The organism is Streptomyces sp. NBC_00727 (assembly GCF_045161745.1).
In the GTDB taxonomy this organism is placed as follows: Bacteria; Actinomycetota; Actinomycetes; order Streptomycetales; family Streptomycetaceae; genus Streptomyces.
This window is the reverse complement of record NZ_CP108981.1, coordinates 4,757,061-4,778,363: the sequence shown is the minus strand read 5'-3', so window position 1 is coordinate 4,778,363 and position 21,303 is coordinate 4,757,061. Positions and strand designations below refer to the sequence as shown.

The 21,303-nt window shown below is 72.7% G+C and carries 24 protein-coding genes; 11 read left to right on the top strand and 13 right to left on the bottom strand.

Features of this window, described 5'->3' with window-relative positions; all coding sequences use genetic code 11:
- Positions 1–5 precede the first annotated feature (5 nt).
- On the top strand, positions 6–521 hold the full coding sequence (locus tag OG242_RS21795) for a hypothetical protein (RefSeq protein ID WP_405899755.1): 516 nt from the start codon (positions 6–8) through the stop codon (positions 519–521).
- 18 nt (positions 522–539) lie between these two features.
- Here the strand turns inward: OG242_RS21795 and OG242_RS21790 are convergent, their stop codons facing one another.
- Positions 540–1,304: a hypothetical protein gene (locus tag OG242_RS21790; RefSeq protein ID WP_405899754.1), complete on the bottom strand. Its 765-nt coding sequence runs from the start codon at positions 1,302–1,304 to the stop codon at positions 540–542.
- A gap of 217 nt (positions 1,305–1,521) precedes the next feature.
- On the opposite strand from OG242_RS21790, the gene OG242_RS21785 reads away from it, so the two are divergent.
- From OG242_RS21785 to OG242_RS21775, 3 genes are read left to right on the top strand one after another with little or no spacing between them, the layout of a single operon-like run.
- Positions 1,522–2,796, top strand: coding sequence for a magnesium transporter MgtE N-terminal domain-containing protein (locus tag OG242_RS21785; RefSeq protein ID WP_365680208.1), 1,275 nt, complete (start codon positions 1,522–1,524; stop codon positions 2,794–2,796).
- On the top strand, positions 2,786–3,340 hold the full coding sequence (locus OG242_RS21780; protein WP_405899753.1) for a DUF1003 domain-containing protein: 555 nt from the start codon (positions 2,786–2,788) through the stop codon (positions 3,338–3,340). Before OG242_RS21785 ends, OG242_RS21780 begins: the two co-directional genes overlap by 11 nt.
- 44 nt (positions 3,341–3,384) lie before the next feature.
- Complete coding sequence (locus OG242_RS21775; protein ID WP_405899752.1) at positions 3,385–4,518, top strand: Mrp/NBP35 family ATP-binding protein; 1,134 nt, start codon at positions 3,385–3,387, stop codon at positions 4,516–4,518.
- 67 nt (positions 4,519–4,585) lie between these two features.
- Here the strand turns inward: OG242_RS21775 and OG242_RS21770 are convergent, their stop codons facing one another.
- From OG242_RS21770 to sigE, 5 genes are all read right to left on the bottom strand, one after another.
- Positions 4,586–5,242 (bottom strand): hypothetical protein, encoded by a 657-nt coding sequence (locus OG242_RS21770; protein ID WP_405899751.1) that lies wholly within the window; start codon positions 5,240–5,242, stop codon positions 4,586–4,588.
- A 118-nt stretch (positions 5,243–5,360) separates the two neighbouring features.
- Positions 5,361–5,837 carry a sec-independent translocase gene (locus OG242_RS21765; protein ID WP_405899750.1) on the bottom strand — a complete coding sequence of 159 codons (477 nt, stop codon included), beginning with the start codon at positions 5,835–5,837 and terminating at the stop codon, positions 5,361–5,363.
- Positions 5,838–5,936: 99 nt separating this feature from the next.
- Positions 5,937–7,718, bottom strand: coding sequence for a trypsin-like peptidase domain-containing protein (locus OG242_RS21760; RefSeq protein WP_405899749.1), 1,782 nt, complete (start codon positions 7,716–7,718; stop codon positions 5,937–5,939).
- Positions 7,719–7,840: 122 nt separating this feature from the next.
- The gene (locus OG242_RS21755; protein WP_405899748.1) at positions 7,841–8,839 is read right to left on the bottom strand and encodes a zf-HC2 domain-containing protein; all 999 of its coding nucleotides are present in this window, start codon (positions 8,837–8,839) and stop codon (positions 7,841–7,843) included.
- Entirely contained in the window at positions 8,836–9,483 is a 648-nt protein-coding gene (sigE, locus tag OG242_RS21750; RefSeq protein ID WP_018549837.1) for an RNA polymerase sigma factor SigE, read from the bottom strand. Before sigE ends, OG242_RS21755 begins: the two co-directional genes overlap by 4 nt.
- A gap of 291 nt (positions 9,484–9,774) precedes the next feature.
- On the opposite strand from sigE, the gene OG242_RS21745 reads away from it, so the two are divergent.
- Positions 9,775–10,440: an O-methyltransferase gene (locus OG242_RS21745; RefSeq protein ID WP_136206802.1), complete on the top strand. Its 666-nt coding sequence runs from the start codon at positions 9,775–9,777 to the stop codon at positions 10,438–10,440.
- Positions 10,441–10,543: 103 nt separating this feature from the next.
- Here OG242_RS21745 and OG242_RS21740 read toward each other — a convergent pair whose 3' ends face one another.
- Positions 10,544–10,711, bottom strand: coding sequence for a DUF3117 domain-containing protein (locus tag OG242_RS21740; RefSeq protein WP_018105485.1), 168 nt, complete (start codon positions 10,709–10,711; stop codon positions 10,544–10,546).
- 314 nt (positions 10,712–11,025) lie between these two features.
- On the opposite strand from OG242_RS21740, the gene OG242_RS21735 reads away from it, so the two are divergent.
- A complete protein-coding gene (locus OG242_RS21735; protein ID WP_405899747.1) occupies positions 11,026–11,838 on the top strand; it encodes an enoyl-CoA hydratase/isomerase family protein in 813 nt (270 codons plus the stop codon).
- Positions 11,839–11,848: 10 nt separating this feature from the next.
- On the opposite strand, the gene OG242_RS21730 is transcribed toward OG242_RS21735, so the two are convergent.
- Positions 11,849–12,436, bottom strand: coding sequence for a DNA-3-methyladenine glycosylase I (locus OG242_RS21730; RefSeq protein ID WP_405899746.1), 588 nt, complete (start codon positions 12,434–12,436; stop codon positions 11,849–11,851).
- Positions 12,433–12,861 carry a hypothetical protein gene (locus tag OG242_RS21725; RefSeq protein ID WP_405899745.1) on the bottom strand — a complete coding sequence of 143 codons (429 nt, stop codon included), beginning with the start codon at positions 12,859–12,861 and terminating at the stop codon, positions 12,433–12,435. Before OG242_RS21725 ends, OG242_RS21730 begins: the two co-directional genes overlap by 4 nt.
- Before the next feature lie 133 nt (positions 12,862–12,994).
- On the opposite strand from OG242_RS21725, the gene folP reads away from it, so the two are divergent.
- A complete protein-coding gene (folP, locus tag OG242_RS21720) occupies positions 12,995–13,855 on the top strand; it encodes a dihydropteroate synthase (RefSeq protein ID WP_405901690.1) in 861 nt (286 codons plus the stop codon).
- Between the two features lie 135 nt (positions 13,856–13,990).
- On the opposite strand, the gene OG242_RS21715 is transcribed toward folP, so the two are convergent.
- Positions 13,991–14,776, bottom strand: coding sequence for a TIGR00730 family Rossman fold protein (locus tag OG242_RS21715; RefSeq protein WP_405899744.1), 786 nt, complete (start codon positions 14,774–14,776; stop codon positions 13,991–13,993).
- A gap of 108 nt (positions 14,777–14,884) precedes the next feature.
- Positions 14,885–15,964: a succinyl-diaminopimelate desuccinylase gene (gene dapE / locus OG242_RS21710; protein ID WP_405899743.1), complete on the bottom strand. Its 1,080-nt coding sequence runs from the start codon at positions 15,962–15,964 to the stop codon at positions 14,885–14,887.
- 35 nt (positions 15,965–15,999) lie between these two features.
- On the opposite strand from dapE, the gene OG242_RS21705 reads away from it, so the two are divergent.
- Both OG242_RS21705 and OG242_RS21700 read left to right on the top strand, forming a co-directional pair.
- A complete protein-coding gene (locus tag OG242_RS21705) occupies positions 16,000–16,926 on the top strand; it encodes a hypothetical protein (protein WP_405899742.1) in 927 nt (308 codons plus the stop codon).
- Positions 16,927–17,237: 311 nt separating this feature from the next.
- Positions 17,238–17,651, top strand: a complete 414-nt coding sequence (locus OG242_RS21700; protein ID WP_405899741.1) for an ATP-binding protein — start codon at positions 17,238–17,240, stop codon at positions 17,649–17,651.
- 63 nt (positions 17,652–17,714) lie between these two features.
- Here OG242_RS21700 and OG242_RS21695 read toward each other — a convergent pair whose 3' ends face one another.
- Together OG242_RS21695 and fdxA are read right to left on the bottom strand one after the other, a co-directional pair.
- Positions 17,715–18,809 carry a bifunctional succinyldiaminopimelate transaminase/glutamate-prephenate aminotransferase gene (locus OG242_RS21695; RefSeq protein ID WP_405899740.1) on the bottom strand — a complete coding sequence of 365 codons (1,095 nt, stop codon included), beginning with the start codon at positions 18,807–18,809 and terminating at the stop codon, positions 17,715–17,717.
- 120 nt (positions 18,810–18,929) lie between these two features.
- Positions 18,930–19,250 (bottom strand): ferredoxin, encoded by a 321-nt coding sequence (gene fdxA / locus OG242_RS21690; RefSeq protein ID WP_018105475.1) that lies wholly within the window; start codon positions 19,248–19,250, stop codon positions 18,930–18,932.
- Between the two features lie 117 nt (positions 19,251–19,367).
- Between fdxA and OG242_RS21685 the strand changes: the two genes are divergently transcribed.
- Positions 19,368–20,369, top strand: a complete 1,002-nt coding sequence (locus tag OG242_RS21685) for a GNAT family N-acetyltransferase (RefSeq protein WP_405899739.1) — start codon at positions 19,368–19,370, stop codon at positions 20,367–20,369.
- A 3-nt stretch (positions 20,370–20,372) separates the two neighbouring features.
- A complete protein-coding gene (locus OG242_RS21680) occupies positions 20,373–21,212 on the top strand; it encodes a tetratricopeptide repeat protein (RefSeq protein ID WP_405899738.1) in 840 nt (279 codons plus the stop codon).
- Positions 21,213–21,303 lie beyond the last annotated feature (91 nt).

Sequence of the window (21,303 nt, the reverse complement as noted above, 5' to 3'; positions counted from 1 at the left end):
GCCTCATGACTGCTGCTGACACGCTGCTCGGGCCGGCCCTCGTCGAGGAGGCCACGAAGAAGTCGGGCCTCATCTGGGTGCGCTCCACCGGTCCGGCGCGGGCGCTGTGGCACGTATGGCACGAGGGCGCCGCCCACCTCGTCGGCGACGGCCCCGGCGAGCAGCCGCTGCCCGCCGGTCTCACCGAGGGCGCCACCGCCGAGGTGACCGTCCGCAGCAAGGACAAGGGCGGCCGCCTCGTCGCCTGGTCGGCCGCGGTCACCGTGCTCGCCCCGCACTCCGAGGAGTGGGAGGCCGCCGTGGCCGAGCTGAAGGGCAAGCGGCTCAACGCGCCGGACGCGGAACGGATGCCCGAGCGCTGGGCGCGCGAGTGCCGGGTCGTACGGCTCACGCCCCTCGACGCGCGCACCGAGCTGCCGCAGACCTCCGGGGCGGCCGCGCCGCTGCCGACGACTGCGACGACCCGGCTGCCGGTCCCGGCGGGCCTGCCGCGCCTGCTGAAGCGCTCGCTGCGCAAGTAGCGGGTGGCGGGTGGCCGCCTAGGACGACGTCTTGGGGAGCTGCTTGCCGTAGTCGACGGTCTCGTCCTCGGCGGGGGCCTTCAGCGTGAAGTCCTTGCCCCAGTCGGCGAGCGTGACCACGCCTCCGCCCCCGCCCCGGGCGAAGCGCAGCGGATACGGCTTGCCCTCCAGCGACACGTCGAGCGCGCCGCCCGAGCCCTCGCCGCCCGTGATCCGTACCGTGCGCACCCCGCCGGCCTCGCCGCGGTCGCCCTTGGCGAGCTTGCCGTGCAGCGTGAGCATCCCGTCGAGCAGCACCTTCTTGTCGGTGAAGCCGCTGAGCTGCTTGTACGTGGGGTCGTCCTCGGGGACCTTGACGTACTTGTCCTCCAGCTTGTCCGCCGCGGCCGCGCCGCCGGTGCCGGCCCCGCCGGCCTCGTCATGGCTCCAGAAGCCGGCGTCGGCCTTGAGGTAGAGCTCGTCACCGATCCGCAGCAGCGTGAAGGCGCTGTTCTTCGAGGTGACGGAACCCGCGCCGCCCTTGTTCTTGAGCCGCATGTCGATCTTGTACGTACCGCCCTTGCTGACCAGCGTCCCGGCGAGGTGCACCGCGTCGGCGGAGTCCGCCGCGGCCTGCGCCTTCTTCTCGATCTCCGGCGCGGACAGCTTGCCCACGCCGTTGGTCCCCTTGTCCGGGTCCTCGCCCCCGCACGCGGTCAGGGCCGCGGTCAGCCCCGCGCAGAGCACGACGGCGAGGGACGCGGTCCGGCGGCGGGCGCGGACGGCCGGGGCGGAAGAGGTCACAGGGCGCACTGCCTCTCGTCTCCATGGTGGGGGGTGGCAGACGGCAGCGTACCCGGGTGGCCTACGCCAATGGGCCCAGAGCCGTACGGACGGTCCGCCGGGGCGGTCCGCGAGGGTACGGGCTAGCCTGATCACGTCATAACAGTGCAATAACTGTCGGAAGCGGGCGGCCGGGCGCGGTCCGGAACCGGTCCGGAACCAACGAGGAGGCGCAGGGATGACACCGGTCACGCCCCGGGTCTTCGTCTCGCACCTGTCGGGTGTGCCCGTCTTCGACCCCAACGGCGACCAGGTGGGGCGCGTGCGCGACCTGGTCGCGATGCTGCGCGTCGGCGGCCGTCCGCCCCGGCTGCTCGGCATGGTCGTCGAGGTGGTGAGCCGGCGGCGGATCTTCCTGCCGATGACCCGGGTGACGGGGGTGGAGTCGGGGCAGGTGATCACCACCGGCGTGGTCAACATGCGGCGTTTCGAGCAACGGCCCACCGAACGCCTGGTGCTCGGCGAGTTCCTCGACCGCCGGGTGCGCCTGGTGGAGACGGACGAGGAGGTCACCATCCTGGACGTGGCGATCCAGCAGCTGCCGGCCCGCCGGGACTGGGAGATCGACAAGTACTTCGTCCGCAAGGGCCGGGGCGGAGCGCTGCGCCGCAAGGGCGAGACGCTGACCGTCGAGTGGTCGGCCGTGAAGGGCTTCTCGCTGGAGGAGCACGGGCAGGGCGCCGAGTCCCTGGTGGCGACCTTCGAGAAGCTGCGCCCCGCCGACGTCGCCAACGCCCTGCACCACCTGACCCCCAAGCGCCGGGCGGAGGTCGCGGCCGCGCTGGACGACGACCGCCTCGCCGACGTCCTGGAGGAGCTGCCCGAGGACGACCAGGTCGAGATCATCGGCAAGCTCCAGGAGGAGCGCGCGGCGGACGTCCTGGAGGCGATGGACCCGGACGACGCGGCCGACCTGCTCTCCGAGCTGCCCGAGGAGGACAAGGAACGGCTGCTGACGCTGATGCGCCCCGGCGACGCGGCGGACGTGCGGCGGCTGATGTCGTACGAGGAGCGCACCGCGGGCGGCCTGATGACGACGGAGCCGGTCATCCTGCGCCCGGACGCCACGGTCGCCGACGCGCTCGCCCGGGTCCGCCAGTCGGACCTGTCACCGGCGCTCGCCGCGCAGGTGTACGTGTGCCGGTCGCCGGACGAGACGCCGACGGGCAAGTACCTGGGCACGGTGCACTTCCAGCGGCTGCTGCGCGATCCGCCGTTCACCCTGGTCAGCTCGCTCCTCGACAGCGACCTGGTGCCGCTGCCGCCGGACACCCCGCTGTCGGTGGTGACCAGCTATCTGGCCGCGTACAACCTGGTCTCGGTGCCGGTGGTGGACGAGAGCGGCTCGCTGCTCGGCGCGGTGACCGTCGACGACGTGCTGGACCACCTGCTGCCGGACGACTGGCGGGAGACCGACTTCCACGGTGGGGAGGGGGTGCTCCGTGGCAGGTGAGGACCGCTCCAGGGCGTCGAACGGCTCGACTGCGCTGATCCGCACGCCGCGCAACCGGCTCGACCAGCCGAAGGCGCCGCGCCGCAGGCTGCTGCCGGAGTACGACCCCGAGGCGTTCGGCCGGTTCTCGGAGCGCATCGCGCGCTTCCTGGGCACCGGCCGGTTCATCGTCTGGATGACGCTGATCATCATCGTGTGGGTGGCGTGGAACATCTTCGCGCCGCCGGACGTGCGGTTCGACGAGTACCCGTTCATCTTCCTGACCCTGATGCTCTCGCTCCAGGCGTCGTACGCCGCCCCGCTGATCCTGCTCGCGCAGAACCGGCAGGACGACCGGGACCGGGTCACGCACGAGCAGGACCGCAAGCAGAACGAGCGCTCCATCGCCGACACCGAGTACCTGACCAGGGAGATCGCGGCGCTGCGGATGGGGCTCGGCGAGGTCGCCACCCGGGACTGGATCCGCTCCGAGCTGGAGGACCTGGTGAAGGACCTGGACGACCGCCGGGCACTGCTGTCGGCCGAGAGTGACGAAGACCGCTGACGGGGCTACCCACGCGTAGCGCCGAGCGCCGTAACATCGTCGGTATGGCTACGGAAGACGCGGTGCTTGAGGCACTGGCGACAGTGAACGACCCGGAGATCCACCGTCCGATCACCGAGCTGGGCATGGTGAAATCGGTCGACATCGATCCTGACGGTGTGGTCGCTGTCACGGTGTACCTCACCGTCTCCGGCTGTCCGATGCGCGAGACGATCACCCGGAACGTGACCGACGCGGTGGCCCGCGTCGAGGGCGTCTCGCGGGTCGACGTCACCCTCGACGTGATGAGCGACGAGCAGCGCAAGGACCTCGCGACCTCGCTGCGCGGCGGTACGGCGGAGCGCGAGGTGCCCTTCGCGAAGCCCGGCTCGCTGACCCGGGTGTACGCGGTCGCCTCCGGCAAGGGCGGCGTCGGCAAGTCGTCGGTGACGGTGAACCTGGCCGCGGCGATGGCGGCCGACGGGCTCAAGGTCGGCGTCGTGGACGCGGACATCTACGGCCACAGCGTGCCCCGGATGCTCGGTGTGGACGGCAAGCCCACCCAGGTCGAGAACATGATCATGCCGCCGTCCTCGCACGGCGTGAAGGTCATCTCGATCGGCATGTTCACCCCGGGCAACGCCCCGGTGGTGTGGCGCGGCCCGATGCTGCACCGCGCCCTCCAGCAGTTCCTGGCCGACGTGTTCTGGGGCGACCTGGACGTCCTGCTGCTCGACCTGCCGCCGGGCACCGGTGACATCGCGATCTCGGTGGCGCAGCTCGTGCCGAACGCGGAGATCCTGGTCGTCACGACCCCGCAGCAGGCTGCCGCCGAGGTGGCCGAGCGGGCCGGCTCGATCGCCGTCCAGACCCACCAGAAGATCGTCGGCGTCGTCGAGAACATGTCCGGCATGCCGTGCCCGCACTGCGACGAGATGGTCGACGTCTTCGGCTCGGGCGGCGGCGCGAAGGTCGCCGAGGGGCTGACGAAGACGGTCGGCGCCGAGGTGCCTGTGCTGGGCGCCATCCCGATCGACGTCCGGCTGCGCGAGGGCGGCGACGAGGGCAAGCCCGTCGTGCTGTCCGACCCCGACTCCCCCGCCGGCAAGGCACTGCGCACGATCGCGGGCAAGCTGAGCGGCCGTCAGCGCGGCCTGTCGGGCATGTCGCTGGGCATCACCCCGCGCAACAAGTTCTGACCTCCGCACGCGACAACGGGGAAGGCCGGGGCCCGAGCGGCCCCGGCCTTCCCCGTATCCGCATGCGTTACGCGTACGCCTCGATGTCCTTGACCACCGAGAAGCCCAGCCCGTACGCGCTCAGCCCGCGCCCGTAGGCACCGATGTGCACCCCGCCGGGCGCGGAGCCGGCCAGCACCCAGCCGAACTCGGACTCCCGGTAGTGGAAGGGCACCGGCACGCCGTCGACCGGCAGGGACAGCGCCGACCAGGCGGAGCCCTCCAGATCGTCGGCGAGCTCGAACGCCGTCTCCGTCTGCTGGTCAAGCCAGTCGTCGCGCAGGGTGTGGTCGAGCTGCGGCGGCCAGGTGCAGGACAGCAGCCCGGAACCGGCCAGCCAGGCAGCGGAGGAGACCGTCGTCGCCTCCAGCACCCCGGTGCCGTCACCGCTGCGCCGTACGGGGCTGCTGGCGACGGTGACCACGACCGCGAACCGCTGCTTGTCGGCCCCGGAGTCGCCCCGTACCACCGGCTCGTCGCCGTGGCCGATGGAACCGTGCTGCACCTCGCCGTCGGCGGCGGTGCCCAGCGGCATCAGCCGGCGCGGCCCGGTGAACGCCTCGTCCAGCGCGTACCAGGGGAAAGGGGCCCGCAGATAGCCGTCCACCATGAGCCGGGCCGCCGGGACCGCCTCCGTGACCGTGTCCGGCGCGTCCTGTGCGCCCACCCGACTCGTTGTCTCCATCAGCCCGGCCGCCTCCTCGATCCGTAGGGTCCGGAGCGGCCCGCCTCCCGCGGGCGTACTCACAACCGAACAGATGGAGAATAGCCATACTGCCCGGACGACCCGGGATTGGCAGCCCTCAGGTGGCGTCCGCGTCGAACGGCGGCGGGGTCTCCTTCGGCGGCTGCCCGCCCTTCTTGAGCAGGTCGGGAGCGCCCTTCGAGCCGTTCGCGGCGGTGACCGCGGCCGCGCCCGACACGCCGGTCTTCGCCTCCACGGACGCGGTGCCGCGCCCGTTCACCGCGTCGGTGATGTCGGTGACTTCCTTGCGCAGGTCGAAGCTCTCGCGGATCTCCTTCAGCCCCAGGTCGTCGTTGCCGTCCATCAGCTGCTTGCGCACGAACGTCTTCGGGTTGAGGTCCTCGAACTCGAAGTCCTTGAACTCCGGGCCGAGCTCCGTGCGGATGTCCTCCTTGGCGCTCTCCGAGAACTCGCGGATCTTGCGGATGAACCGGGAGACGTCCTGGATGACCTTGGGCAGCTTGTCCGGGCCGAAGACGAGCACGCCGAGAATCGCGAGCGTCAGCAGCTCCAGTGCGCCTATGTCGTTGAACACCTTGCGGCTCCTCGTATTCTCCGCGACCAGCTCGGATGAGGTCCGGACATCGACCACGGTACCCGGCGAATCTGTCCGGACGGTAGCTTCCCGTGGCCGTCACGTGCCGGTTGCCGAGCCCAGCGTCAAAGTTATGGACAGGTCTTTACCACCGCGGGCCACGGTCAGCTCAAGGCGGTCTCCGGGCCGGTGCGAGCGGATCTTGACGATCAGCTCCTCGCCGCTGTGCACCCGCTTCCCGTCCACCTCGGTGATGATGTCGTCCGGTTCGATGCCGGCCTTGTCCGCCGGGCCGTCCGCCGTGACGGGCGAGGCGCCCCGGGCGGTCGCCCCGACCTTTGCACCGTCGCCGGTGTACTTCATGTCGAGGGTGACACCGATCACGGGGTGGGTCGCCTTGCCGGTGTTGATCAGCTCCTCGGCGACGAACTTGCCCTGGTTGATCGGGATGGCGAAGCCGAGCCCGATGGACCCTGCCTGTCCGCCCTCACCGGCCGAGCCGCTGTCGGCGGCGCGGATGGCGCTGTTGATGCCGATGACATGGGCGTCGGTGTCCACCAGCGGACCGCCGGAGTTGCCCGGGTTGATCGGGGCATCGGTCTGCAGCGCGTTGACGTAACTGACGTCGCTGCCGTCGCCCTTCTCGCCGCCCGCGGTGATCGGCCGGTCCTTGGCGCTGATGATGCCGGAGGTGACGGTGTTGGACAGGTCGAACGGAGCGCCGATGGCCACGACCGGGTCGCCGACCTGCACGTTGTCGGAGTTGCCCAGCGGCAGCGGCTTCAGCCCGGAGACACCGCTGACCTTCACCACGGCCAGGTCGTAGCCGCTGTCCTTGCCGACGACCTCGGCGGTCGCGGTCTCGCCCCCGCTGAAGGTGACGGTGATCTCGCCGGACGAACCGGCCGGGGCGACCACGTGGTTGTTGGTGAGGATGTGGCCCCGGTCGTCGAGGACGAAGCCGGTGCCGGTGCCCGACTCGGTGGCGCCGCTGACGTGCAGGGTGACCACGCTGGGCAGGGCGCTGGCCGCGATGCCGGCCACGCTGTCGGGGGCACGGCCGCCGCCGTCCCGCTCGTCCTGGGCCAGTTCGACGCTGGTGAGGCCGCCGTTGCGCTCCATGTACGCGCCTATCCCGCCGCCGATACCGCCCGCGACCAGGGCCAGGAGCAGGGCGCCGACCAGCATCGTCCCGCGCCGGTTCTTGCGCCGGCCGTCCGGGAGCGGGGGGCCGGGCTGCGTGACGAGCGGCTGCCGGGGCGCGCCCCAGGGGTCGTAGCTCTGCCACTGCGGGGCCGGCGGGTGCGCGTCCTGCGGCTGCGGAGCCGGCGGGGGTACGACGGACACCCCCGCGCCGTCCGTCCCCGCGTACGGCGGGGGCACGGGGGTGCCGTGCGCGGGCGTCGGCCGCTGTACGGGCGGAGCGGGCGCCCAGGGACCGGGTCCGCCGTAGGGCGGGGTGCCGTACGGGTCCGGCTCGTGCAGCGGCTTGGTCGCGGGGACGCCGTGGGGCGCGTCGAGCACCGCGGGGGCGCCGTGGGGCGCGTCGAGCACCGCGGGGGCGTCATGGGGTGCGGGGGCGCCGTGAGGTGCGGGGGCGTCATGGCCACTGGGTGTCACGGCTGCGTCGCGGGCACCGGGGCCGTCGGGTGTCACGGCTGCGTCGCGGGCTCCGGGCGTCATGGCTGCGTCATGGGGATCGGGTGCTCCGGGCGTTGCCGGGGGCTCGGTCGGCATGGGCGCCTCAGCCGACACCGGCGCCTGGGCCGGCACAGCCGGCGGCGCGGGCGCGGGCTCTGGGGCCTCGCCGGCCGTGGCCGGCCCCGCTGTGGGCCGGCTCCACCACTTCGCCTTCGGCCCGGTCGGCTTCCCGTCGTCCATGTTCTCCCCGCAACTGCCGCAACCGGCCCTCCGCACGCCCCCGCAGGGGCGTCCCTCCCGAAATCCTGCCGGAATTCAACCAGGTTTGAGCCGGACCTGCGCAGCCCGTGCGGGGTGCTGGATCAGCGACGGGGGGAGAGCGGCAGCCCGTGGTCGGCGGAAGCCGGTTTCGCGGCGGCCGAGGTGGATGGCAGGGAGGGCTTCGGGGCGGGGGCGGGCGGGACCGTGTCGAGCCCGCTGCCCAGGGTGTGGGCGAGCAGGGCCTCGGCCCCACCGGGGCGTATCAGCGAGGACGCGCCGGAACGGAGGGACAGGCCGTACGGATTCCTGGTGAGCCGGCCGGTGCCCAGCAGCGACGGTGCCGGGGCGAAACCCGCCGGCGCCGTGTTCACCGCCAGGGAGACCGGGCTGTTTCCCTGGCCGGACGCGGCGCGGGTGCCTTTTCCCGGACCGTTACGACGGCCGGCCGCGGCACCGCCGCCGGTACGGGAGTCGGAGCCGACCGGGGTCACGTTGTTGCCCGAGCCGGACGCGCGGTTGGGCCCGTCGGAGCCGGCGCTCGTCGGCAGGGCGCCGCCGAGCGCGATGGCGGCCAGCGAGACGGCACTGGCCGCGGCGAAGGCGAACCTGCGGCCCCGCCAGGGCGAGCGGTCGGCCTCGCGCCCCACGTCGTGGATGCGGAAGCCCGAGCGGGCTGGAGCGGCGGGCAGCGCCGTCGCCCCGCCGTGGACGGTGGGAAGGTAGCCGAAGCCGTCGAGGGGGCCGGGGCCGGTGGTGAGGTCCGCCCGGCCGCCCGGGGGGCGCGTCCCGGGGAACAGTCCGTCACCGAACCGTCCGGAGCCGCCCACGGGTCTTCCCTGCCGGTCGTCGTCACCCCCCGGCGGTCCGCCCGGAAGCCCCTGGAGGCGGGCCAGGAAGCCTTCGGAGGGCGAGGGAGGGGCAGCCGTCGCGAACACGTTCTTCAGGCGGCGCTGGGCGGCAGCCTCGGCCGCGCACCTGGTACAGGTCGCGAGATGGGCGAGCACTCGGTCGCGGGCGTCGTGCTTCAGCTCGCCGTCGACGAGCGCGGCGAGGCGGTCCCCCAGGTGTTGTTCCGCGGGGGTCGGATCCGTTCGGCTCACGCCGTGCCGCCCTCCCCTGCCAGGAGGGCGCCCGCCAGCGAGCGCTGCTCGGCACGCGCCTCGGGCGAGCGGTGCCGCAGCGCCTTGCGCAGGTGGGAGCGCCCGCGGTGGATGCGGCTGCGCACCGTACCGAGCTTCACGCCGAGCGTCGCGGCGATTTCCTCGTACGAGAGGCCCTCGATGTCGCAGAGCACGACCGCGGCCCGGAATTCGGGCGCGAGGGTGTCCAGCGCCTGCTGGACGTCCGCGTCGAAGTGGGTGTCGTTGAAGACCTGCTGGGGCGACGGCTCGCGACTGGGCAGCCGCTCGGCGGCGTCGTCCCCGAGGGAGTCGAAGCGGATGCGCTGCTTGCGGCGGACCATGTCCAGGAAGAGGTTGGTCGTGATGCGGTGCAGCCAGCCCTCGAAGGTGCCGGGCGTGTAGGTCGACAGCGAACGGAAGACACGGACGAAGACCTCCTGCGTGAGGTCCTCCGCGTCGTGCTGGTTTCCCGTCAGCCGGTAGGCGAGGCGGTAGACGCGGCCGCTGTGCGTGCTGACGATCTCTTCCCATGTGGGCGGGGTCCACGCCTGGGATTCCGCATCTGAGGCGAAGGTCGCGGTCGGTGCGGAGTCATTGGAAGAACGGTCAGCAATGTCGGTCACGGATTTCGGCTCACCCGATGACCTGAGAAGACGCCGGAGCAGTCCTCCCCGATCCACAGGCTCAGCCGCACCTCCCCTATCGGCTCTGGTGGTGTCCAGTGGAGCCCCTACCATAACCACCTCGCCCGTTAGCTCCGGATAAGCCTTTTTCCTGCTGGGGCCGGGGATCTCCCCGGAAGCTCACCCGTGCCACGGGCCCGATCGGCGGGCCTCGTTACCGGGCTACTCCCCACCTTTGGACAACGCCCGGTCCCATCTGCGGGTTCCCGGGTCCAGCGGATACAGTCACCGTTGCGCCAACTAAGGGGACAGGAGAGGGTCATCACCGCCAACCGGCAGACGAGCTGGGCGTTCGCCGACGCCTTTGTCGCCGAGGACGAAGCACTGCGCTGGGCCCGGGACCGGGCCCGCGAGGCAGGGCTCCGCTCGGTGTCTCCAGGCACCGGCGCAGCGCTGCGCCTGCTCGCTGCCACCACGGACGCCAAGGCCGTGGCGGAAATCGGCACCGGCACCGGCGTGTCCGGCATCTATCTGCTGCACGGCATGCGGCCGGACGGGGTGCTGACCACGGTCGACCCGGAGCCCGAGCGCCAGCAGTTCGCCCGTGAGGCCTTCCGGGCAGCCGGCTTCGCGGCCAACCGGTCCCGCTTCATCCCCGGGCGCGCGCTCGACGTGCTCCCCCGGCTCGCCGACGGCGGCTACGACCTCGTGTTCTGCGACGGCGACCGGATGGAGAGCCTGGACTGTCTCGCTGAATCGTTGCGTCTGCTGCGGCCCGGGGGCCTCGTCTGCTTCGAGGGCGTCTTCGCGGACGGCCGTACGGTCGACTCGGCGGCCCAGCCGGCGGAGGTGCTGCGGCTGCGGGAGCTGCTGCGCGCGGTCCGCGAGAGCCAGGAGCTGATGGCGACGCTGCTGCCGGTGGGCGACGGGCTGCTCTGCGCGGTGCGGCGCGGCTGAGGCGTACGCGTACCGGCCCCTCGCCCGTAACGGCCCCCGGACGCACCGCTGCCCCGGCACGGGAACCATGCCGGGGCAGCGGTGAAGTCGTGAGCGCCTCTGCTCAGCCGACGACCTGCTTGAGGGCGTCGCCGAGTGCATCGGCCTCGTCGGGCGTCAGCTCAACGACAAGCCGACCGCCGCCTTCGAGCGGAACTCGCATGACGATGCCCCGCCCCTCCTTTGTCACCTCGAGCGGGCCGTCGCCCGTCCGCGGCTTCATGGCCGCCATGCTCGTTCCCCTTCCTGAAACCAGCTCATCGCAACCGGCGGCCCCATGACAGGCGCTGCCTCACCGGCATCGAACACAGTGCTTCCACGTCATTATCCCGCATCACCGACCCCGATGACCAACATCGCTCTGCATCGCTTGGGCAACGCGCTCACTCAAAACCACCCAATTCGGGGGCCGCACTGGGATACTCCCGCCCCTTCGGCCCCTCCGCGGCACAGAAATGTTTGACGCAGGTCACATGTCCGCCTGCGGCGAAATCGGCCATGCTTGCGTGGACAGGGCTGGTGAACGACACGCAAAGGGGACCATTCATGGCCGATCACGACGACGCGGTGCTCTACGACATCAGCGACGGGCTCGCGACGATCACGATCAACCGCCCCGACGCGATGAACGCCATGAACACCGCGGCCAAGGTCGGGCTCCGCGACGCCCTGAGTTCGGCCGCCGCCGACAGCGGCGTACGGGCGGTGCTGCTCACCGCGGCCGGCGGGCGCGCGTTCTGTGTCGGCCAGGACCTCAAGGAGCACCTGGGGAAGCTCGCCGAGGCCCAGGGGCAGGAGGGGGGCAACGCGCTGAGCACCGTGCAGGAGCACTACAACCCGATCGTGCGGGCGCTCGCCGAGATGCCGAAGCCGGTCGTGGCCGGGATCAACGGCGCCGCCGCCGGCGCGGGCTTCGGCTTCGCGCTCGCCTGCGACTACCGGGTGGCCGCCGACACCGCTTCCTTCAACACCTCGTTCGCCGGGGTCGCGCTCACCGCCGACTCGGGCGTCTCCTGGACGCTGCCCCGGCTCATCGGCCAGAGCCGCGCAGCCGACCTGCTGCTCTTCCCGCGCTCCGTCTCCGCGCAGGACGCCCATGAGCTGGGCATCGTCAACAAGCTGGTGCCCGCCGCCGGCCTCGCCGCCGAAGCGGCCGCCGTGGCCCGCGCCCTGGCCGACGGGCCCACGGTGGCCTACGCGGCGCTCAAGGCGTCCCTGGCCTTCGGGGCCGGGCACACCCTGGCCGAGGCCCTGGAGAAGGAGGACGAGCTCCAGACCAGGGCCGGCGCGTCCGAGGACCACGGGATCGCGGTGCGGGCCTTCCTCGCCAAGGAGAAGCCGAAGTACCTCGGACGGTAGGGACCTCGCCCTAGACCGGGGTGGGGCGCGAGACGCAGTCGGCGAGGTGGTCGTCGACCAGGCCGCACGCCTGCATCAGGGCGTAGGCCGTGGTCGGTCCGATGAACCGCAGCCCCCGCTTCTTCAGGTCCTTCGACAGGGCCGTGGACTCGGGGGTGACCGCCGGCACGTCCCCGAGGGCCTTCGGGGCCGGGCGGCCCAGCGGATCGGGGGCGTACGACCAGATCAGCTCGTCCAGCTCACCAGCCCCCCAGCCGGCCAGCACCCGGGCGTTGGCCATGGTCGCGTCGACCTTCGCGCGGTTGCGGATGATGCCCTCGTCGGCCAGCAGCCGCTCCCGGTCCGCCTCCGTGAACTCCGCCACCGCCGGGATGCTGAACCCCGCGAAGGCGCTGCGGAAGCCCTCGCGGCGGCGCAGGATCGTCAGCCAGGACAGCCCCGACTGGAACGCCTCCAGGCACAGCCGCTCGAACAGGGCGTCGTCGCCGTGGACCGGACGGCCCCACTCCGTGTCGTGGTACCAGAGGTAGTCCTCGGTGGACAGGCCCCACGGGCAGCGCAGTCCGCCGTCCGCCGCCGCCACGGCGTCGCCGCTCATCGGCCCGTCTCCTCGTCATGAGCCGCCCGCGCCCCATCGGCCGGTCCGCCGCTCTCCCGCGGCGGCTGCCAGGGCCTGGGCGGCTGGTCCTGCCCCTCCTTGAGCAGGTCGGGGCCGCCGGTCCTGGCCGCCTGCGCACCGGCGAGCGCCGCCTCCAGCTCCGCGATCCGCGCGTCCCGCTCGGCGAGCTCGGCGCCGAGCCGGCTCAGCGCGTCGTCCACCTCGGGCATCCGGTAGCCCCGGGGGCCCACGGGCAGCCGCAGCGCGTCGACGTCCGCCCGGCCGACCGGCCGCGAGGCGGGCAGCGGGTCCGCGAGCACTTCTGGCGCCACGTCCTGCAGGACGGCGCTCCTGCCTCCACCGACCACCGCGAGGGTGACCGCGGCAACCACCACCACCATCGCCAGCAGCAAGAACAAGAACACGCGTATCTCCCCTGGAGCGGAATTCGTCCGGGTCCGATCGTGCCATGCGGCGCTGACAGCTAGGGTCGGCTGTTGGCCGCCGGTTGGTGATCCACCGGCGGATTCACAGGAAGGGACACGGATGGCGAGCGGGGTGCTCCGGCTGGGGCGGCGCGAATTCGGGGCGCACGAACAGGTGATCATGGCGATCGTGAACCGCACCCCGGACTCCTTCTACGACCGGGGCGCCACCTTCCAGGACGAGCCGGCGCTCGCCCGGGTCGAGCGGGCCGTGGCCGACGGCGCGGCGATCATCGACATCGGCGGCGTCAAGGCCGGTCCCGGCGAGGAGGTCACCGCCGAGGAGGAGGCCCGCCGCACGGTCGGGTTCGTCGCCGAGGTGCGCCGCCGTCACCCGGACGTGGTGATCAGCGTCGACACCTGGCGCCACGAGGTCGGCGAGGCCGTCTGCGAGGCGGGGGCGGATCTGCTGAACGACGCGTGGGGCGGGGTGGACCCGGAGCTGGCGGAGGTGGCCGCGCGGTACGGGGCGGGGCTGGTCTGCACCCATGCCGGAGGCGCGGAGCCGCGGACCCGGCCGCACCGGGTGGGGTACGAGGACGTGATGGCCGACATCCTGCGGGTGACCGTGGGGCTGGCCGAGCGGGCGGTGTCCCTGGGGGTCCGGCCGGACGGGATCATGATCGACCCCGGTCACGACTTCGGGAAGAACACCCGGCACTCGCTGGAGGCGACGCGCCGGCTCGGCGAGATGGCGGAGACGGGGTGGCCGGTGCTGGTCTCGCTCTCCAACAAGGACTTCGTGGGCGAGACGCTGGACCGGCCGGTGAAGGAGCGGCTGCTCGGGACGCTGGCGACGACGGCGGTGTCGGCGTGGCTGGGCGCGCGGGTGTACCGGGTGCACGAGGTGGCCGAGACGCGGGATGTCCTGGACATGGTGGCGTCCATCGCGGGGTGGCGGTCGCCTGCGGTGGCGCGGCGGGGGCTGGCGTAGGGACGCGGCCCGAAACAGGGGCTCTGCCCCGGACCCCGCGCCTCAAACGCCGGCGAGGCTGAGACCGGCCGCACCAGAATCAAGCCCCTCCGGCGATTGAGGAGCGGGGGCACGGGGGCGGCGCCCCCGCAAAGCTCAGCGCCCCACTTCCTTCGTCACCAGCGCCACCGCCTCGTCCACGTCGTCCGTGACGTGGAACAGCAGGAGGTCCTTCGCCGAGGCCTTGCCCTGGGCGACCACCGTGTCGCGGAGCCAGTCGACCAGGCCGCCCCAGTACTCCGTGCCGAAGAGGACGATCGGGAAGCGGGTGACCTTGCCGGTCTGGACGAGGGTCAGCGCCTCGAAGAGTTCGTCCAGCGTGCCGAGACCGCCGGGCAGGACGACGAAGCCCTGGGCGTACTTCACGAACATCGTCTTGCGGACGAAGAAGTAGCGGAAGTTGACGCCGATGTCGACGTGCGGGTTGAGGCCCGACTCGAAGGGCAGCTCGATGCCGAGGCCGACCGAGACTCCCTTCGCCTCGCGCGCCCCCCGGTTCGCCGCCTCCATCGCACCCGGCCCGCCCCCGGTGATGACCGCGAAGCCCGCGTCGACGAGCGCCCGGCCGATTCGTACACCGGCCTCGTACTCCGGCGCCCCGGCGGGCGTACGGGCCGAGCCGAAGACGCTGATGGCGCTCGGCAGTTCGGCCAGTGCGCCGAAGCCCTCGACGAACTCCGACTGGATGCGCATCACCCGCCAGGGGTCGGTGTGCACCCACTCCGAGTCGTCCTCGGAGTCCAGCAGCCGCTGATCGGTCGTGCCGGGCTGTACCTGGTCCCTGCGGCGCAGCACGGGTCCGAGGCGCTGTTCCTCGGGTCGTACCGCGCCTTCCGGGATCTCCGCACCTTCGGGGATGCGCGCGTCCTCGCGGTTGCCCATGACCTGCTCCCTCCGCCGACGTCGGAGGCGTCCTGCGACGCCCCCGTCTCACGCCAGCGTAGATCGCCACGGGTTAAGGACAGGGGAAGACGGAAGGTCGGACCCGGGTCAGGTGGTGAGCCAGGAGCGCAGCCGCTCCTCGCAGTGGGTGATGCGCTCGACCTTGACGTGCTCGTCGCGCTTGTGGGCGAGGACCGGGTCGCCGGGGCCGTAGTTGACCGCGGGGACGCCGAGCGGGCCGAAGCGGGCCACGTCCGTCCAGCCGAACTTGGGCCGGGCGACGCCGCCGACCGCGTCCATGAACGCCTTCGCCGCCGGGTGCGAGAGACCGGGCATGGCCGCGCCGGAGTGGTCGTCCACCGTGAACTCCGCGACGCCGCAGTCCGCGAAGACCTCGCGGACGTGGGCCAGGGCCTCTTCCTGGCCGAGGTCGGGGGCGTAGCGGTAGTTGACGACGACCGTGCAGGCGTCGGGGATGACGTTGTTGGCGACGCCTCCCTCGATGCGTACGGCGTTGAGGCCCTCGTGGTACTCCAGGCCGTCGATCACGGGCCGCCGCGGCTCGTACGCGGCGAGGCGGGTGAGGACCGGGGCGGCGGCGTGGATGGCGTTGGACCCCATCCAGCTGCGCGCGGAGTGCGCCCGTTCGCCCTCCAGGTGGAGGAAGACGCGCAGGGTGCCCTGACAGCCGCCCTCGACCTCACCGTTGGAGCCCTCCAGCAGGATGGCGAAGTCGCCCTTCAGCCAGTCGGGGTGGGCCTCCGCGATACGGCCGAGGCCGTTGAGGTGGGCGGCGACCTCCTCGTTGTCGTAGAAGACGAACGTGAGGTCGCGGTTGGGCTCGGGCACGGTGGCGGCGATGCGCAGCTGGACGGCGACGCCGGACTTCATGTCGGAGGTGCCGCAGCCCCAGAGCAGGCCGTCCGCGTCGAGCCGGGAGGGCACGTTGTCGGCGATCGGCACGGTGTCGATGTGCCCGGCCAGGATGACGCGTTCGGAACGGCCGAGATCCGTCCTGGCCACGACGTTGTTCCCGTACCGCTCGACGGCCAGGTGCGGCAGCGCGCGCAGCGCCGACTCGATGGCGTCGGCGAGGTCCTTCTCCTCCCCGCTGACCGAGGGGAAGTCGACGAGCGCGGCAGTGAGGGCGGGCCCGTCAAGGGTGAGGTCAAGCGTGCTTTCGGCCATGGCTGGGAGCCTAGTGCCTGTCGTACGGTGGCCCCGTGCCCGAGACCGCTTCCGCTGCCCCCACACGTCCCGGCCGCAGTCGTCGGCTGCGCATCGTGGCGGCCGTCGGCGTGCTCGCCGCGGTGGCCGGTTATCTGACCGTTCAGTACGTTTCGGGCGGGCGCGGATCCGACCAGTGCACGGTGCGGTCGGCGGACGGCTCGTACCGGCTGACGCCCGAGCAGGCCGCGAACGCCGCGACGATCTCCGCGGTCGGCACCACGCGCGGGATGCCGGAGCGCGCGGTGACCATCGCGCTGGCCACGGCGTTGCAGGAGTCCGCGCTGCGCAACCTCGACCACGGCGACCGGGATTCGCTGGGGCTGTTCCAGCAGCGGCCCTCGCAGGGCTGGGGCACCGAGCGGCAGATCATGGACCCCGTCTACTCGGCCGGGAAGTTCTACGAGCACCTGGCGAAGGTGCCCGGCTATTCGCGCCTGCCGCTCACCGAGGCCGCGCAGCGCGTCCAGCGCAGCGGTTTCCCGCAGGCGTACGCGAAGCACGAGCCGGACGCGGCGCTGCTGGCCGCCGCGCTGACCGGGCGCACGCCGGGCGCGCTGGACTGCGAGCCGCCCCGGACCACGGCGGGCACGGGCGACGCCACGAAGGTGCGGGCCGCACTGGTGAGCGCCTTCGGCAAGGACGTACGGCCGGCCGCTGTGGCTCCCTCGGCGGGCGCGGCGGCCTCGGGCTCGCTCGCGGTCCCGGTACGCGCGGACCGCCGCACCGGCCGGGAGGGCGTGCCGCAGCGGGGCTGGGAGCTGGCGCACTGGGCGGTGGCCCAGTCGGAGGCGCTGGGCATCGACGAAGTCGCGTACGGGGGCCGGACCTGGGCGGCCGGCTCGGGCTGGCACACGGAACGCGAGGCGTCGAAGCGCGAGAAGTCCGACACGGACGAGGTACGGCTCCGCCTCGTGCGGTAGGAGCCCGGCAGCCTCGTGCGTACGTGCGAGTCCTCGCCCGTACGGGCGTACCGTCGTGCGCCCCCGGCGCCCCCCGGACGGCTGGTCGGGGGCCACCCGCACGCCTCTCGCAACCCTTGCCGCGCAAGGGGAGTGACGGTTCGGCGGGCGGCCGTGGCGCGCACCGTTTGCCCGGGTTCCTCCGCTGAGGATTATCCGACGCATTGCTCAGTCTTTACGTCACCGCACCGCAACCTCACCCGCCCCCACGACGGTTGTCATGGCGTCCGACCCACGGACAGCCCGAATTCCTCTCCCGTCGAAGGAGCATCATGTCCCTCCCCCTGACCCGTCGGATCGCCCGTACCGCGCTGCTGATCGCGGCGGGTGCGGCCCCCGTGGTCGGTGCGGCCGGTGCCGCCGGTGCCGCGGAGCTCCCGCAGACCCCGGACCTCGGCGGCCTCACCAGCGTCGAGGGTTCCGGTCTCGGCAAGACGGTCGAAGGCACCGCCAAGCCGGCCTCCGACGCCGCGGGCAAGACCGGCGGCAAGGTCGTCGGCACCACGCTGCCGATGGCGGGCAAGACGCTCAGCGACGTCGGCGGCAAGGCCGCCCCCGCGGCGAAGAAGGTCTCCGGCACGGCCAAGGGCGCGACCAAGGGCGGCGACGCCACCGGCGCCCTCACCGGTGCGGCCAAGGGCGGCCTGCCCACCGACGCCCTCACCCAGGGCCTGCCGCTCGGCTGACACGTACACGTGCGAGGGCCCCGGGAGTGCGCACTCCCGGGGCCCTCGCACGTATGCCGGTGCTCAGCCCAGGCGCTTGACCGCCGCCGCCACGCGCTCGTCGGTGGCCGTGAACGCCACGCGGACGAAGCGGTCGCCGGCCGGTCCGTAGAAGTCGCCGGGCGCCACCAGGATGCCCAGCTCCGCCAGGTACGCCACGGTGTCCCAGCACGGCTCGTCGCGGGTGGCCCAGAGGTAGAGGCTCGCCTCGCTGTGCTCGATGCGGAAGCCGTGGGCCTCCAGGGCGGTGCGCAGGGCGGCGCGCCGGCCGGCGTAACGGGTGCGCTGTTCGGCCACGTGCGTGTCGTCGCCGAGCGCGGCGACGGTCGCGGCCTGGACGGGCGCGGCCGTCATCATCCCGCCGTGCTTGCGGATCTGGAGCAGCTCGCCGAGCACGGCCGCGTCGCCCGCGATGAACGCGGCGCGGTAGCCCGCGAGGTTGGACCGCTTGGACAGCGAGTGGACGGCGACGATGCCCTCGTACGTGCCACCGCAAACGTCCGGGTGGAGCACGGAGACCGGATCGGCTTCCCAGCCCAGCTCCAGGTAACACTCGTCGCTGAAGACCAGTACGCCGTGCTCGCGCGCCCAGGCGACGATCCGGACCAGCTCTTCCTTGGCGAGGACCCGGCCGGTCGGGTTGGACGGGGAGTTGAGCCAGAGCAGCTTGAGGCCGGCCGGGTCGAGCTCCGTCGGGTCGTCGTAGACCACCGGCTCGGCGCCGCAGAGCCGCGCGCCGACCTCGTACGTCGGGTAGGCGAGCCGCGGGTAGGCGACCTTGTCGCCGGCCCCGAGGCCGAGCTGGGTCGGCAGCCAGGCCACCAGCTCCTTGGAGCCGACGACGGGCAGCACGTTCTCGTGGGCCACCGAGACCGCGCCGAGGCGCCGTTCCACCCAGCCGGTGAGCGCGTCGCGCAGCGCGGCGGTCCCCCACACCGTCGGATAGCCGGGGCTGTCCGCCGCCGCGACGAGCGCCTGCCGGATCAGCTCGGGCACCGGGTCGACGGGCGTGCCGACGGACAGGTCCACGATCCCGTCCGGGTGGGCCCCGGCCGTCGACTTGTAGGGCGCCAGCTTGTCCCAGGGGAAGACCGGGAGGCGGGAGGAGACTGCGGACACGGCTCTCTGCTTTCTCGTACGGGATTCACGCGGGCGGCCCGGAAGGACCGCCGGAAACACCGCGGTCCCGCACGGCGGCGAGCCGTACGGGACCGGGGCGGCGCACGTGCCGGGGCGCTGTTACTGGTTCTGCGGCGGCAGCGCGGCGATGAACGCGTGGTCGCGCTCGATCAGGCCCAGCTTGGAGGCACCACCCGGCGACCCGAGGTCGTCGAAGAACTCGACGTTCGCCTTGTAGTAGTCCTTCCACTCGTCCGGAGTGTCGTCCTCGTAGAAGATCGCCTCCACCGGGCAGACCGGCTCGCAGGCTCCACAGTCGACGCACTCGTCCGGGTGGATGTACAAGGACCGCTGGCCCTCGTAGATGCAGTCGACGGGGCACTCTTCGATGCAGGCCTTGTCCTTTACGTCGACACAAGGCTGCGCGATGACGTAGGTCACGCTGTCGTTCCTCCTCGGTAGGGCGTTGGCTCTCGCGCGGGAGCGCGGCGTCGTCGATGCCCGCCCCTAGTATCTCCGTTCGCGGGCACGAACCGAACAGGAGGGGCGGACAGAGCTGTGGAATTCACCATCGGCGGACGACTAGAGGTCCGAATTGCCCCGGCTGACGTGGGCAAACGGGTATCAGTCCGGCGTAAGACCGGAGACGGTCCGGGAAGGCCGGAATTCACCGACACGGTCGGCGTTCTCACATCGTGGGACGCCGGTGTGCTGTCCATCACACCCAGGAACGGCGAGTCCGTCCGCATCGCGGAGTCCTCACTGGTCGCGGGCAAGGTCGTGCCCTCCGCCCCGGCCCGGCGGCGCGGCCCCGCCGCCTCGTACGGGGAACTCGCCCGCGCGTACGCGCGCGCCTGGCAGCCCGTGGAGAGCGAGCCGCTGGGCGACTGGCTGCTGCGCGCCGCCGGCGGGTTCACCCGGCGCGCCAACTCGGTGCTGCCGCTCGGCGACCCGGGCCTGCCGCTCGGTGCGGCGCTCGGGCGTGTCCGCGAGTGGTACGCGGAGCGGGGGCTGCCCCCGTACGTGCAGACGGCGACCGGTGCGGAGGACGCGCAGGAGGAGCTGTGCGCGGCGCTGGAGGGGCACGGCTGGCGGCGCGAGGTGACGGCGGAGGTGCGGATCGCCGCGCTCGCCCCCATCGGTGACCTGCCGGCCGAGGTGTCCCGGGTCCGGCTGGAGCGTACGGCCGACGCGGCGTGGCTCGCCCGCTACCAGCGGGTCGGGACGCCGGGCCCGGAGGTGACGTCGGTGCTGCACAGCGGGCCGTCGGTGTGGTTCGCGACCGTGCCGGGCGAGGCCGGGGACGAGGCGCCCGCCGCGATCGGGCGGTGTGTGGTGGACGGGCGGTGGGCCGGGTTCATGACCGTCGAGGTGGCTCCCGAGCACCGCCGCCGGGGCCTCGCGACGACCGTGATGGCCGCGCTGGCCCGGCAGGCGACGGACGAGGGCGCGTCCGCCGCCTGGCTCCAGGTGGAGGCGGACAACGAGGGCGCCCGTGCCCTGTACGACGGGATGGGCTTCGCGACGCACCACCTCTACCACCACTTCCGGCCGGTGTGACCGGTGGCGGCCGAGAGGAACGACCGCGAGGAGCTGCGCCGCCGGTTCGCGGAGGAGGCGAGGGCCGAGCGGCCCGACCTGGCGCTGCTGTGCCTGCTGGTGGCGGCGGAGGCGGACCCGGAGCTGGACGCGCGGGGCATCGACGAAGCCCAGATCGAGCTGGACCGGCTGGCCGGACTGCTCCCGTACGGGTTGCGCGGCGGCCACGCCTGGGCGTCGGCGCTGGCCGAACTCCTGGGTGAGCGGTACGGGTTCGAGGGGTCGACGGCGGACTACCAGCGCCTGGAGTCGTCCCTGCTGCACGAGGTGCTGCGGCGGCGGCGCGGGCTGCCGATCCTGCTTTCGGTGGTGTGGATCGAGGTCGCCCGGCGGGCGGGCGCGCCGGTGTACGGGGTGGCGCTGCCGGGTCATTTCGTCGTCGGCTTCGGCGATCCGGGCGAGCGGGTGCTCGCCGATCCGTTCGCCGGGGGACGGCCGCTGACGGACCAGGACGCGGAGCTGCTGGTGACGAGCGCGACCGGGGAGCGGTGGGAGCCGTCGGCGCTGGAGCCCGCGCAGCCGCTCGAAGTGGTGCTGCGGGTGCTGAACAACATCCGGGCCTGGGCGGCGGCCCGCCCGGAGCAGACGCCCGTGGCGCTGTGGGCGGTGGAGCTGTCCCTGCTGCTGCCCTCGCACCCGGCCCGGCTGCGCTACGAGCGCGCCCAGCTGCTGGTGCGGGCCGGGGAGTTCCTGCGCGGGGCGGCCGAGATGGAGGAGTACGCGCGGGTCGTCGAGGACGTGGAGCCGGCCGTGGCGGACGCGGTGCGGCACAGTGCGCGGGCGGCGCGGGCGCTGCTGAACTGACGAACCGGGAGGCGGGGCCGTCGCCCAAACCTTCCGGGGGTCCGCCATGCCGTCCAACGGGTGATTATCCGTTCTTCGCCACTCGATGGGC